Origin of the sequence: Pseudomonas sp. NDM, from assembly GCF_003105095.1 — a bacterium.
GTDB classification, from domain to species: Bacteria; Pseudomonadota; Gammaproteobacteria; order Pseudomonadales; family Pseudomonadaceae; genus Aquipseudomonas; species Aquipseudomonas moraviensis_A.
Genome location: NZ_QETJ01000007.1, coordinates 64,531 through 77,889, shown reverse-complemented (window position 1 = coordinate 77,889; position 13,359 = coordinate 64,531). Strand labels below are relative to the sequence as shown.

General features: G+C 61.0%; 13 protein-coding genes. 10 read left to right on the top strand and 3 right to left on the bottom strand.

The window, feature by feature from the left end; genetic code table 11:
• Window positions 1–178: 178 nt before the first annotated feature.
• Window positions 179–475, top strand: coding sequence for a hypothetical protein (locus tag DCO47_RS03510; RefSeq protein ID WP_042609596.1), 297 nt, complete (start codon window positions 179–181; stop codon window positions 473–475).
• Window positions 476–554: 79 nt separating this feature from the next.
• Here the strand turns inward: DCO47_RS03510 and DCO47_RS03505 are convergent, their stop codons facing one another.
• From DCO47_RS03505 to DCO47_RS03495, 3 genes are read right to left on the bottom strand one after another with little or no spacing between them, the layout of a single operon-like run.
• The gene (locus tag DCO47_RS03505; RefSeq protein WP_116657456.1) at window positions 555–1,793 is read right to left on the bottom strand and encodes a nucleoside permease; all 1,239 of its coding nucleotides are present in this window, start codon (window positions 1,791–1,793) and stop codon (window positions 555–557) included.
• A gap of 43 nt (window positions 1,794–1,836) precedes the next feature.
• Window positions 1,837–2,919: a sugar phosphate isomerase/epimerase gene (locus DCO47_RS03500; RefSeq protein WP_116657455.1), complete on the bottom strand. Its 1,083-nt coding sequence runs from the start codon at window positions 2,917–2,919 to the stop codon at window positions 1,837–1,839.
• Window positions 2,909–4,099, bottom strand: coding sequence for a Gfo/Idh/MocA family protein (locus tag DCO47_RS03495; RefSeq protein WP_116657454.1), 1,191 nt, complete (start codon window positions 4,097–4,099; stop codon window positions 2,909–2,911). Before DCO47_RS03495 ends, DCO47_RS03500 begins: the two co-directional genes overlap by 11 nt.
• A 178-nt stretch (window positions 4,100–4,277) precedes the next feature.
• Between DCO47_RS03495 and DCO47_RS03490 the strand changes: the two genes are divergently transcribed.
• From DCO47_RS03490 to DCO47_RS03450, 9 genes are all read left to right on the top strand, one after another.
• Window positions 4,278–5,300 carry a LacI family DNA-binding transcriptional regulator gene (locus tag DCO47_RS03490; RefSeq protein WP_116657467.1) on the top strand — a complete coding sequence of 341 codons (1,023 nt, stop codon included), beginning with the start codon at window positions 4,278–4,280 and terminating at the stop codon, window positions 5,298–5,300.
• 157 nt (window positions 5,301–5,457) lie between these two features.
• A complete protein-coding gene (locus tag DCO47_RS03485) occupies window positions 5,458–6,504 on the top strand; it encodes an isopenicillin N synthase family oxygenase (RefSeq protein ID WP_065617051.1) in 1,047 nt (348 codons plus the stop codon).
• Window positions 6,505–6,531: 27 nt separating this feature from the next.
• Window positions 6,532–7,341: a MetQ/NlpA family ABC transporter substrate-binding protein gene (locus tag DCO47_RS03480; RefSeq protein ID WP_116657453.1), complete on the top strand. Its 810-nt coding sequence runs from the start codon at window positions 6,532–6,534 to the stop codon at window positions 7,339–7,341.
• Window positions 7,338–8,138, top strand: a complete 801-nt coding sequence (locus DCO47_RS03475; RefSeq protein ID WP_116657452.1) for a methionine ABC transporter ATP-binding protein — start codon at window positions 7,338–7,340, stop codon at window positions 8,136–8,138. Before DCO47_RS03480 ends, DCO47_RS03475 begins: the two co-directional genes overlap by 4 nt.
• Entirely contained in the window at window positions 8,135–8,806 is a 672-nt protein-coding gene (locus tag DCO47_RS03470) for a methionine ABC transporter permease (RefSeq protein WP_116657451.1), read from the top strand. The genes DCO47_RS03475 and DCO47_RS03470 overlap by 4 nt, the downstream gene beginning before the upstream one ends.
• On the top strand, window positions 8,803–10,371 hold the full coding sequence (locus DCO47_RS03465) for a sugar ABC transporter ATP-binding protein (RefSeq protein ID WP_116657450.1): 1,569 nt from the start codon (window positions 8,803–8,805) through the stop codon (window positions 10,369–10,371). The genes DCO47_RS03470 and DCO47_RS03465 overlap by 4 nt, the downstream gene beginning before the upstream one ends.
• The gene (locus tag DCO47_RS03460; RefSeq protein WP_064361958.1) at window positions 10,364–11,389 is read left to right on the top strand and encodes an ABC transporter permease; all 1,026 of its coding nucleotides are present in this window, start codon (window positions 10,364–10,366) and stop codon (window positions 11,387–11,389) included. The genes DCO47_RS03465 and DCO47_RS03460 overlap by 8 nt, the downstream gene beginning before the upstream one ends.
• 24 nt (window positions 11,390–11,413) lie before the next feature.
• On the top strand, window positions 11,414–12,469 hold the full coding sequence (locus tag DCO47_RS03455) for a substrate-binding domain-containing protein (protein ID WP_116657449.1): 1,056 nt from the start codon (window positions 11,414–11,416) through the stop codon (window positions 12,467–12,469).
• A gap of 81 nt (window positions 12,470–12,550) precedes the next feature.
• Complete coding sequence (locus DCO47_RS03450) at window positions 12,551–13,216, top strand: sulfite oxidase-like oxidoreductase (protein ID WP_042609605.1); 666 nt, start codon at window positions 12,551–12,553, stop codon at window positions 13,214–13,216.
• The last annotated feature ends 143 nt before the right edge of the window (window positions 13,217–13,359 follow it).

The window sequence follows — 13,359 nt, the reverse complement described above, 5'->3', positions numbered from 1 at the left end:
GTAGGGCGTTTCGCTTGAACACGTAAGCAGCAGCTTGTCGGGTGGGTAAACAATGGCCTTCCTTTCTTTAATCATTGATCGCGTCAATAACAACCATTAAGTCAATGAAGTTCTCATATCCGTGGCGCGGCGTAAGATCGGCTCCATACCCAACCACTGCACCTCGGAGCACATCATCATGAAACGCCAGACTATCCTCGGTATCGCTTTCTCGGTTTTTGCACTGAATGCCTTCGCCGCCACTGAAACCGACCCGCTGTTCAGCGACGCGGTCGCCGCTACTCAAACCGACCGTCTGTTCAGCGACGCCGTTGCGGCCACCGAAACTGACCCGTTGTTCAGCGACGCCGTAGCTGCTACCGAAACCGATCCACTGTTCAGCGACGCAGTAGCCTCTGACGGTTCCGATCATCTGCAAGGCAATCGGGTCGCTGAAGGCGGTGCCGATCGCTTGCTCGAACGCCGCACTGCTTGAGCGCAACAATGAGCGTCGACAGCGAATGCCGCCTCAACTACTGGCGGCATTCGTATTACTCAAGCACCACCACCCTCAGTCAAACCGCCGTCGGCAGCACAGCCTTGTCGCGATCGCGGCCCCTGAATGTCGCCCAGAAACACAGCAGCACCGCCACAGAAAAACCGGCGGGAAACAGCCAGATACTTGTCCAGTCATGACCCGCACTTGAAGTGAAGTGGTCAGTGATCCGCCCTGCAATCCAGAACCCGATCAACATGCCCAATCCGTACGTGGCCAAGGTGATCAGCCCTTGCGCCGAACTGCGGAAGCGTTCCGGTGCCTTGGCATCGGTGTAGATCTGTCCGGAAACGAAGAAGAAGTCATAGCAGACACCGTGCAGGGCAGTACCGATCAGCAGCATGAACGCCTGATCATCGTTATTGCCGAAGGCAAACAGCACGTACCGCAGCGCCCAGGCAGCCATGCCCACCAGCAGGGCGATCTTGATGCCGAAACGATGAATGAATAGCGGTAACAGCAGCATGAACAGCACTTCCGAGACCTGACCGATGGCCATCTTCGCCGTCGGGTTGGTCACGCCAATCTCAGCCAGAAACGGGTTGGCATTCTGGTAATAGAAAGCCAGCGGAATGCAGATCAGGATCGAGGCGAGGAAGAACACCAGATAGCTGCGATCCTTGAGCAATGCCAACGCATCGACGCCGAGCATCTGTTTCAGGCTAGATGCCCCTGCTGCAGTTTTCAGCGGCGCAGTGTTCGGCAGGCTGAAGCTGTAAAGCCCCAACAGCAGCGACGCCACAGCGGACATCAGAAACGTATTGCGCAAGCCACCCGCCGCGATGCTTTGTTGCGAGTCCCAGGCGAACACGAAGCTGATCACCACGCCGGCGACAATCCAGCCCACCGTGCCCCACACGCGAATGCGCGAGAACTCCAGCGCCGGGTCTTTGATCTGCCGGAACGCTACGGCGTTAACCAGTGCCAGCGTCGGCATGTAGACCATCATGTAAGCGAGCACATAGGGATAAAACCCACTGAAATCCGCCGCGCGATAAAGCTGATAAAGCAATACCGCGCCGAGCAGATGCAGCACCGCCAGAATGCGCTCGGCATTGAAGAATCGATCGGCAATCAGGCCGATGACAAATGGCGCCAGAATCGCGCCCCAGGATTGCGTGGCGAAGGCCATGCCGATCTGGCCACCGCTGGCAGCGAGCGTTGTCGCCAGAAAGGTGCCGAGGGTGACGAACCAGCCACCCCAGATAAAAAACTGCAAAAACATCATCACGCTGAGTCGCGCATTCATTACGTTCATTTCAGATCACCGTATTTTTTTTATGTCGGTAACGCGGATGAAATCAGTCGTCAGCCAGACCGAGCAGGTGTCGGTTGGAAGCAGCATCGGCGCTGACCCCGGCGAAATCGTCAAAGGCTTTGGTGGTCTTGCGGATCATGTGCCGCTCGATGAACGCCGCGCCTTCGGCCGCACCCTGTGCCGAGTCTTTGAGGCAGCATTCCCATTCCAGCACTGCCCAGCCGTTGAAGTCGTATTGGCACAATTTGCTGAAGATCGATTTGAAATCGATCTGGCCGTCGCCCAGCGAGCGGAAGCGCCCCGGACGGTCGACCCAGCCCTGATAACCGCCATAGACGCCGGAGCGCGCATCGGGGCGGAACTCGGCATCCTTGACGTGAAACATGCGGATGCGTTGGTGGTAGCGATCAATGAAGCCGAGGTAATCCATTTGCTGCAGGAGTAGATGACTCGGGTCATAGAGGATTGCCGCGCGAGGGTGATGATTCACCGCTTCGAGAAACTGCTCGAACGACGCGCCGTCATGGAGGTCTTCGCCAGGATGGATTTCGTAGCACAGATCAACGCCAGCCTCCTCGAAGCAGTCGAGAATCGGCAACCAGCGCTTGCCCAGCTCGGCAAAGCCTTGCTCCACGAGCCCGGCAGGACGTTGCGGCCACGGATAGACGTACGGCCAGAGCAGGGCGCCGGAAAAGGTGGCGTGAGCGGTAAGGCCCAGACGCTGGCTGGCGCGGGCAGCAAGTTTCAACTGCTCAATGGCCCACTCGGTGCGCTCGCGCGGTTTGCCGCGCAGCGCGGGCGGGGCGAAGTCGTCGAACAGGCTGTCGAACGCCGGATGTACCGCGACCAGTTGGCCTTGCAGGTGCGTCGACAACTCGCTGATGACTACACCGGCGCGGGCGCAGACGGCGAGGAGTTCGTCGCAATATTCCTGGCTATGCGCCGCGCGCTGCAGATCGATGAAGCGGGTGCCGAGGGTCGGTAACTGAATAGCTTTGTAGCCTTGTGAGGCTGCCCATTCGGCGATGTTGGCGAGCGAGTCGAATGGCGCCTCGTCGGCGATGAATTGCGCAAGGAAAATCCCCGGACCTTTCAGGCCTGTCGCGTTCTGCTGATCACTGTTCATTTTGGCTGGCTCCTGTCAATTGGCCGGGGATCTCGCTCCACTTCTCGGTGCCAAGGTGATTGGCGATCGCCGTGTCGATAAACGCCATGCCGCGCAAGCCGATCTCGATGCCCGGCACGCCCGGAGCTTGATGACCGTGGGTGTCCTGGAGAATCGCCTCGGCGAGGTCGCCGTACAGATTGGCCATGGCTTCCAGATAACCCTCGGGATGCCCGGCGGGCAGGCGCATGCGCTGGTTTGCGGCGGCGCACAACCACGGCTGACCGACCCCGGATCGCAGAACGCGCATCGGCTCGTTCAACGGTCGATGAATCAGACTGGCCGGCTCCTCCTGACGCCATTCAAGCCCACCCTTGTCCCCGTAGACGCGAATCTTCAGCGGGTTCTCTTCACCCGCGCACACCTGGCTGGCAAGCAATACACCGCTGGCGCCGTCGTTCATCTTGAACAACATCGCCACATCGTCATCCAGTTGCCGGCCCACGACATGCGCACCGAGCATTGCGCTGATGAACTGGATCGATTGCCCGGCGACGAACTCTGCGAGGGAAAACGCATGGGTGCCGATATCGCCGATGCAGCCGCCGATCCCGGATTGCGCCGGGTCGTCGCGCCAGCCGGCCTGTTTGTTGCCTTGCCCGGCAATGTCGGTGCTGAGCCAGCCTTGCGGATACTCGACGATGACTTTGCGCACGTGCCCGAGCACGCCGCTGGCGACCATCTCGCGGGCCTGCCAGACCATCGCGTAACCCAAGTAAGTGTGCGCAAGGCCATAAATGCGCTGACTGTTAACGACCACCGAATGCAGCGCCTGCACCTCGGCCAGGTTCAGCGCCGCGGGTTTCTCGCTGAACACATGAAAACCGGCGCTCAATGCCTCACGGGCAATCGATGCGTGCAGATGATTGGGCGTAACGATGATCAGCAGTTGCATGCGCTGCTCGGCAGGCAGGGCGGCCTCGCGGGCGAGCAGGGTTTGCCAATCGTCGTAACAGCGCTCGGTGGCCAGACCCAGCGCGGCCGCGGTGCGCTGATTGTTCTCGGAATCGCGGCTGAACGCGCCGCAGACCAGTTCGAAGCGTCCATCGAGGCCGGCGGCTTGCCGGTGGGCGCGGGCGATGAAGGAACCTTCACCGCCTCCGACAAAACCCATTCTTATTTTTTTTGCGGCAGCGTACATGGCAGTCGTCTCGGTTGCTGGGTGCAATTCTGATGAGTGATGTAACCGGTTACATCGTGGGCGAAATCTAGGCGTGAATTAGCCGAGTGTCAAATGCCCGCGGATGATCGACAGCGTTTCGATCCCTCGTCGCCTGCGGTAAGCTCCGCGCCTGATCGACATGAACAACGAGGTGGTTTTGTCCAATATTCGCGAAGTGGCTCGGCTGGCCGGCGTTTCCGTGGCGACGGTGTCTCGTACGTTGAAATCGCCCGAGCGCGTCCTCGCGCCAACCCGTGAGCGCGTCATGGCCGCCGTGGAGCAGGCCGGCTACCGGCCGAATCTGATGGCCGTGCAGTTCCGTTCGCGGCGCACCGGCAATCTGGTGATTCTGGTGCCGACCATCGCCAACACCTTTTTCGCCCGGGTGATCAGCGGCGCGCAGCAAGCGGCGCAGGCGGCCGGTTATCGCTTGCTGCTCTGCGACACCCAGGGCAGGGAAGAACTGGAGCGGCAATTCGCCGAGCTGGTCTACGCCTATCAGGCCGACGGCGTGATCCAGTTGCGCGCCTACGACCCGTTCGAAAACGCCCCGGCCGACGCCGATCTGCCGCCCATCGTCAACGCTTGCGAAGTGATCAAGGCCGGGCGTTATCCGACCATCAGCCTGGACAACGTCGCCGCTGCCAAAGCCATGACCGATCACCTGATTGCATTGGGACACCGACGCATCGGCCTGATCAAGGGCTCGAAGAACAGCCCGCTGACCCGAGATCGCCTGGCTGGCTACGAAGCGGCATTGCGCGAAGCCGATATCGCCTTCGACGAGGCACTGATCTGCCATGGCAACTTCACCCTCGAGGCCGGCTTCGCAGGCGCGGAAAAAATGCTCGCAATGGCTGAGCGACCCACGGCGCTGTTCTGTGAAAACGATGAAATGGCCATCGGTGCGCTCAAGCGCATCCGCCAAGCGGGATTGCGTGTGCCTGAGGACATTTCCCTGGTGGGCTTCGACGACATTCCCATGGCTGCCTACTGCGATCCGCCGCTGACCACTATTTCGCAACCGGCCGAATCCTTCGGTGAGAAAGCCGTCGAGATGCTGATCGCCCTGATCGAAAAACAGCCGCTGCCAGAGAGGCATGTCATCCTGCCGTTCGAGCTGACACCTCGTGGCAGCACGGCGACTCACGATGAACAGGGCCAATCACTGAAGAACTAAGGTAATGCGAAAAAGATATTGGATCGGTTTTTTTAAGATCGTTTAGTTTTGTCTCTCGACGAATCAACGCATCAAACCGATTGACCCCCGATTGCCATGACGGCACACGCTGAATCGATCAAAGGCTCATCAGGTTTGGTTCACACGGGAGTGAATCATGCCGCATACCCTCGACATCAGCACATTGCCAACCCTCGACCTGTCCCTGTTCGAAGGCACAGCGCAACAGCGCTACGAATTTCTTGAAAGCCTGCGCCATGCCGCGCGTGACGTGGGTTTTTTCTATCTCACCGGCCACGGCATCGACAGTAGTTTGCTCAAGCAGGTACAGGCGCTCGCCCGGCAATTCTTTGCCTTGCCCGACAGTGAAAAACACGCCGTCGGCATGCTCAATTCGCCGCACTTTCGCGGTTACAACCGCGCCGCTTCCGAGATCACCCGAGGCCAGCCCGATTTGCGCGAGCAGTTCGATCTGGGCGCCGAGCGCGAAGCCCTCCCGGTGACTGCCGAGAGTCCATATTGGGCTCGTCTGCAAGGCCCCAACCAATGGCCGGCAGGGTTGCCCGAACTCAAGCCGTTGCTCCTCGAATGGCAGCAGGCGATGACCCGCATGTCCCTGCGTCTGTTGCGCGCATTTGCTCAGGCGTTGTCATTGCGCGCCGATGCGTTCGACCAGCTCTACGGTGACAAGCCCAACGAACACGTGAAGCTGATGCGCTACCCCGGCCAGGCCGCCGACGCCAGCCAGCAAGGTGTCGGAGCGCACAAAGATTCCGGCTTTCTCAGTTTTCTCCTGCAAGACCAGCAGGCCGGTCTGCAAGTCGAAATCGAAGAGGGGCGCTGGATCGACGCGCTGCCCCGTGAGAACACCCTGGTGGTAAACATCGGCGAATTGCTTGAGCTGGCCAGCAACGGATATCTGCGCGCCACTGTGCATCGCGTAGTCAGTCCGCCCGAGGGCAGCGAGCGCCTGTCCATCGCCTTCTTTCTCGGTGCGCAACTCGACGCCGTGGTGCCGCTGTATCCGCTGCCCACCGCGCTGCTTCGCGAGGCGCGGGGGCCGGCCAGCGATCCGCTCAATCCGCTGTTTCGCGATGTCGGCTGGAACTACCTCAAGGGCCGTCTGCGCTCACATCCGGATGTTGCGCAAAAGTTCTACGCCGACGCGCTGCTGCCTCCCGCGGCGGTTCGCAAAACTGCCTGATGCACCCCTCGATCAAGGACTGCGCTCATGATTAAAAAAGCAAGTTTGACCCTGACCGTGCTCGGCGCGCTGATGACGTCATGGGGCGCTCATGCGCTGGAACCGTTGCGGGTTGCCGTGGACCCGGTGCCCCATGCGCAGATTCTCGCCTACATCCAGAAAATCGATCCGCAGCTCAAGCTCGACATCATCGAAATTCCCAACGGCGTGAACTCCAACGAGTTGCTGGTGCACGGCGATGTCGACGCCAATTATTTCCAGCATCTGCCGTATCTGAAATCCCAGGAACTGGCCCTTGGCGAAAAACTGGCGGTGGCCGCTACGGTGCATATCGAACCGCTGGGCATTTACTCTCGGCGGCATAAAAACTTCGCTGACGTGCCGGAGAAAGGCACGGTCGCCGTTCCCAACAACGTCACCAATCTCAGTCGCGCCCTGTACCTGTTGCAGGACAACGGATTGATCAGGCTCAAGCCCGGTTTCAGCGACCCCGCCGCCGACCAGGCCTCGCCCAAGGACATTGCCGAGAACCCGAAACAGCTGAAAATCCTCGAAATCGAATCGCCGCAACTGCCGCGCTCGCTCGACGATGTTGACCTCGCCGTGATCAACGGCAACTACGCGCTCGACGCCGGGCTGGTGCCGGCCAGGGATGCGCTGGGGTTGGAGAAGGCGGAGCACAATCCCTACGCCAATATTCTGGTGACCACGCCCAAGCTGCAGAACGATCCACGCATCGTGCAACTGGCCAAAGACCTGACCTCGCCGCAGGTCGCCAAATACATCACCGAGCACTTTGCCGGTTCGGTGATTCCGGTGGCGGGCGGCAAGCCATGATCGCCGTCGAGCAGTTGAGCAAAACCTACCCGTCGGCCTCGGCACCGGCGCTGGATCAGGTGTCGCTGAATATCCCCGACGGCGCGGTGTACGGCATTCTCGGACGCAGCGGCGCAGGCAAATCGACGTTGCTGCGCTGCCTCAATCTGCTCGAACGCCCGGACAGCGGGCGGGTTGTGCTGGATGGCGTGGATCTGCTGACGCTGTCCGATAGTGAACTGCGCCAGCAACGCCAGCGCATCGGCATGATATTTCAGGGTTTCAACCTGCTGCATTCGCGCACGGTATTCGACAACATCGCGGTGCCGCTGGAGATCGCCAAGGTCGGCAAACCGTGGCGCCATGTGCGGGTTCGCGAGCTGCTGGAACTGGTCGGCCTGAGCGACAAGGCGCAAGCGTTTCCCTCGCAATTATCCGGCGGCCAGAAGCAGCGCGTCGGTATCGCCCGCGCCTTGGCAGCGGACCCGGCCTATCTGCTCTCGGATGAAGCCACCAGCGCCCTCGATCCGCAAACCACCGAGTCGATTCTTCAACTGCTGCGCGACATCAACCGCCAGTTGGGCGTGACCATCGTGCTGATCACCCACGAGTTGGAGGTGGTCAAAGCGATCTGCGACCACGCCGCCTACATGGCCAACGGGCGCATCGTCGAAGCCGGGCCGGTGCCGCGCCTGCTGGCGGATACGCAATCGTCTCTCGGTCAATCGCTACGCCCGACCTGTGGCTTGCCGCTGGGTCACGATGCGCCCGGGCTGAGCTTTCTCAGGCAATACGGCGTGCGGGCGGCCCAGTCATGAACCGCTCGATCAACTGGGATGAAATCCTTCAATTGCTACTCACCGCCACGGGCGAAACGGTCTACATGGTCTTGCTCGCCGGGCTGTTCACCTTGCTGATCGGCTTGCCGCTGGGCGTGCTGCTGTTCATCAGCCGTCGCCACGGGTTGATGCCGCTGCCGCGTTTCAATGCGGCGGTGAGCGGTCTGGTCAACCTTGGTCGTTCGTTGCCATTTGTGGTGCTGCTGATTGCCTTGATCCCGCTGACCCGGTTGGTGGTCGGCACGACCCTGGGCAGCACCGCGGCCGTGGTGCCGATCACCATTGGTGCCTTTCCGTTTTTTGCACGTATCGTCGAGAACGCGCTGGATGAAGTCGACGGCGGGCGCATCGAAGCCATCCTCGCCATGGGCGGCAATATTCGCGACGTGATTTTCAAAGTGCTGCTGCCCGAAGCGTTGCCGGCCTTGCTCGCCGGCATCACCTTGACGCTGGTGATGCTGATCGGCTTTTCCTCCATGGCCGGGGTGATCGGTGGCGGCGGGCTGGGCGATCTGGCCATTCGTTATGGCTACCAGCGCTTCAACAACGAGGTGATGGTGGCGACGGTGGTGGTGCTGGTGATTCTGGTCCAGGGCGTGCAAAGCCTCGGTGATCGATGGGTGCGTTCGCTGGCGCATCGGCGATGAGCAAACACAGGAGTGAGCCGGTCGCCATGCTCCGTGAACCGCTGATTCGCCTGCGGGAATTGAGCAAGCGTTTTGGCGCGCAGCGCGCGCTGGATCGAGTCAGCCTCGATATCCATCCAGGCGAAGTGGTCGCCTTGCTCGGTGCCAACGGTGCGGGCAAGTCGACGCTGGTGAAAATACTCGCCGGCAGTCAGCCAGCGGACAGCGGCGAAATCCTCGTCGAAGGTGAACGGCGACAGTTCAGTTCACCGCTGTCGGCGCGACGTGTCGGCATCGTTGCGGTGCATCAGCAGATCAACGAAGGCATTGCGCCGGGCTTGAGCGTGGCGGAGAACCTGCTGCTCGATGAACTGTGCAGGCCAGAGACGGACTTCTGGCTCAATCGTCAGCGTCTGCTGACCCGCGCCGGGAACATTGCTGCAGGCCTCGGGCTGACATTGCCGCTGGAGCAACCCGTCGAGCAACTCGGCCAGGCGGAACGGCAACTTGTAGTATTGGCGCGGGCCTTTGCGTTACAGCCGCGCCTGCTGATTCTCGATGAACCGACGGCGGCGTTGTCGGATGCAGAAGCGCAGCGATTGTTCGGGTTGATCGACACCTTGCGTAGTCGAGGCGTGGCGATCGTGTACATCTCCCATCGTCTTTCAGACCTGCAGCGGGTCGCCGATCGCGCCATTGTCTTGCGTGACGGGCGACTGGCCGGTGAGTTCACTGCGCAGCAGTTGCCCGCAGCGGTGCACACCATGCTCGGTCAGGCGCTGGCTGCGCATCGCTACACCCCGCGTCTGCCGGGGCGCGCGGTGCTGGAAGTGCACGGGATGAAAATCCTCCCGCAGTCGCAACCCTTCGATCTGACCCTGCGCGAAAACGAAGTGGTGGTACTGAGCGGATTGCTGGGTGCCGGTAAAAGCGAGATCGCCGAGGTGTTATTCGGCCTGCGCAAACCGGCTGCGGGCAGGGTCAAGCTCAATGGTGCCGAGTGGCTGCCGCGCTCGCTCCGCGAGTCCATTCGCAGCGGCGTGTTTTACGCAGCCGAAGACCGTGCCAATCAATCGCTGGTGGCGGATTTTTCCTTGCGGCGCACGCTGACCCTGCCATTTCTCGAACGCTTCACTCGCGCCGGTTTCATCCGCAATCGCGCCGAAGCGGCCGCGGTGCAAGCGCAGGTCGCAGCGTTGGGCATCAATACCGTCGGCATCGACGTGCCGATGGCGGCGCTGTCCGGTGGCAACCAGCAGAAAGTCATCCTCGGTCGCTGGCTGATGGGCGAGGGCAGGGTATTGATTCTCGATGAGCCGTTTCAAGGCGTCGACGTGCGCGCTCGCCGCGAGATCGGCCAACTGCTGCGCGACAGCCCCCAGGGCAGGGCGACGCTGGTGATTTGCGCCGATGTCGATGAAGCGCTGGAAATCGCTGATCGCGTCCTGCTCGTGCGTGATCACACGGTGGTTGCCGAATACTCGCGAGCGGCTCTGGATCGCGCCACCCTGGTCGCCGCATTGGCCGGCTCCGGGATCCGTCAACATTCCCCTCAAACCGCGCCAAGGAGCACCGTCAGTGCCTGATCCACATTCACTGCTCGCGCACGCGCCGGCACCCGCCGAGCGCTTTTTACAAGCACTGATCCGCTATGGCCTGTTGTGGCTGCTCGCGCTGATCGTGGTGGTTTTCAGTGTCGCGGAGCCAGCGTTTCTACGGGTTGGCAATCTGTTCAGCATTCTGCAATCGGTATCGATCGTTGCGCTGCTGGCATTGGGTGTGACGTTGACCATGGCCGTCGGCGGACTGGATCTGTCGATCGGCGCAGTGGCCGCCATGAGTTTGATGATTGCCAGTTACGTCATGGTGGTGCTCGGCTGGGGTGCGCTGCCGGCAGTGCTGATCAGCCTGGCGGGCGGTGCGCTGGTCGGACTGCTCAACGGCTGGCTGATCGTCAGACTGCGGGTGCCGGACATTCTGGCGACGCTGGGCAGCATGTTTCTGGTGATCGGCGTGCAACTGATTCCCACTGGGGGGCGTTCGATTGCCGTGGGCATGACACTTCCCAACGGTGCGGAAGCCGAGGGCAGCTTCAGTGCCGGGTTTCTCGCCTTGGGACGCGGACGTTTGTGGGAGGTGGTGCCGATTCCGGTGTTGATCAGCGCGCTGGTCGCACTGGCCGTCTGGCTGTTTCTCGAGCGCACGCGCATCGGTCGGCTGTTCTACGCCATCGGCGGCAACGAGCAGGCGGCGCGACTGGCGGGTGCGCCGGTGCAGCGGTTCAAACTGCTGGCGTACGTGCTCTCAGCGTTGCTGGCTGCGCTTGGCGGTCTGTTACTCGCGGCGCGGCTCGGGCGTGGCGATGTCAGCTCAGGCAATGGCCTGGTGCTCGATGCGCTGGGCGCCGCATTGATTGGTTTTGCCGTGCTCGGCGCGAAGAAGCCGAACGCTTTTGGCACCCTGGTCGGTGCGCTGCTGGTGGCCTCGCTGCTGAATGGCCTGACCATGCTCAACGCGCCGTATTACGCGCAGGACTTCGTCAAGGGCCTGGTGCTGGTGCTGGCCCTGATGTTCACTTTCGGCCTCGCGCATCGGGTGCGATGAGCCGCTTTCAGCCAAGGAAGTTGTATGCACGGTTCAATCACCCCATTCGTCCGCCGTTGCTTTGCCGTCGCTGTGTTTTCGGCGGTGACATTGAGCGCACAGGCCAAAGCCCTGCCCGGCGCACCGGCGCCGTTCGACCAGGGCCAGGTGCAGATCGCGCTGGTGGGTTATCTGTTTTCCGGGGATTTTCCTGAGGCCTATCTGCGTGGGGTGGAGCAGCAGAGCGCAGCGCTGGGCGCCAGTCTGCGGGTGTTCGATGCGCGGCAGCAGGCGGCGAGTCAGGGCGAGATGATCGATCAGGCGACGGCGCTGGGCGTCGACGGGATCATCGTCCAGCTCGGGTTGGCGGAGACCCTCAAAGCACCCATCGAGCGAGCCATTGCCAAGGGCATCAAGGTTGTTGCGTTCGATGTCGACCTGGACACACCGCAGGTGACTCAAGTCGAACAGGATCACCATGCACTGGCACGCCTGGCGCTGGATCAGGCGGTCAAGGACAACGGCACGCGCTTCGACGCCGGTTATGTCTACATCAGCGGCTTTACACCGATGGAGCGGCGCGACGAGATCTGGAGTCAGGTCAAAAAAGCCAATCCGGGCATCGTGGAAAAGGCGCGGTTCGGTACGTTGAATCCGCCGATTGCCAACTCCGTGGCGGATCAGGCCAGCGCCGTACTGCGCGCCAATCCAGACATCAGCGTGATCTTTGCGCCGTTCGACGAGTTCGCCAAGGGCGCGAAAATCGCCGTCGATGAAGCCGGGCTGGCCAGTCGAGTGAAGATCTACAGTGCCGACATTTCCACTGCCGACATCCAGATCATGAAAGAACCGGGCAGCGCCTGGGCGGCGACGGCAGCGGTCAATCCGCAGGTCGCCGGGGCGATCAGCGTACGCAGCCTGGCGATGCTGATCGCCGGTGAGGATCCGGGTCACCAGGTACTCGTGCCTCCGACGCTGATCACCCGCCAGCAGTTGCTGGATCTGGACGTGAAAAATGTCCGTGATCTGGCGCAAAAGCTCCCGGCGTTCGGCGATACCGCGAATGTGGCGCGGGCGTCGTGGATTCCGGTCGTGAATTAGAACATCGCCGCCACATTGTTCTGGTGGCAGCGAGCCTGCTCGCTCCCACAGGGATGGGTGACCTTCGGACAAGGAGTGAAGATGCACACCAAGGCTTCACGCTTACGCAAAAGCCGTTCTCCGAAAGTGGATCCGGCGTCCGGTAATCGCCTGCCGCCGGGGCAGGTGCTGACGGAGCGCTTTCCGATTCTGCATGAAGGTGCGGTGCCCGAATACGATACGGGCGACTGGTCATTACGTCTGTTCGGCACGCTCGACCGGCCAATCGAATTGCGTTACGCCGATTTGCAGGCGCTGCCGCAACGGGTCTTGCGCTGCGATATCCATTGCGTGACGCGTTGGTCGAAGTTCGATACCGAGTGGGGCGGAGTACACCTGCAGGATTTGTTGCAGGCTTTCGATATCCAGCCGACGTCGTCGTATGTCATGGCCCATGCCGACCCCGATTACCAGACCAACTTGTTACTGGCCGATTTATTGCACCCGCAAAGTTTGCTGGCCACCCATTACGCCGGCCAACCGCTGACTGCGCAACATGGCTGGCCACTGCGGCTGGTAATAGCGGGACGATACTTCTGGAAAAGCGCGAAATGGTTACGCGGCCTTGAATTTGTAGCGCAGGAACAACCGGGTTTTTGGGAACAAAACGGCTTTCATTTACATGCTGACCCGTTTGCCGAACAGCGTTTCAGTGGTGGAGAACTGGATATCGCCGAAGATGCCTGGCTGGAAAAGGAGTTCGATTAAGCATTATCCAACACAGATCGACATGTGGGCCTTCGCCTGCTGGGGATAGCGTTATATCTGTCGACATCATTGTCCGATGCTAGACCGCTATCGCGAGCAGGCTCACTCCTACACGGACATCTGCAATCAGAGACTGGTGTTTA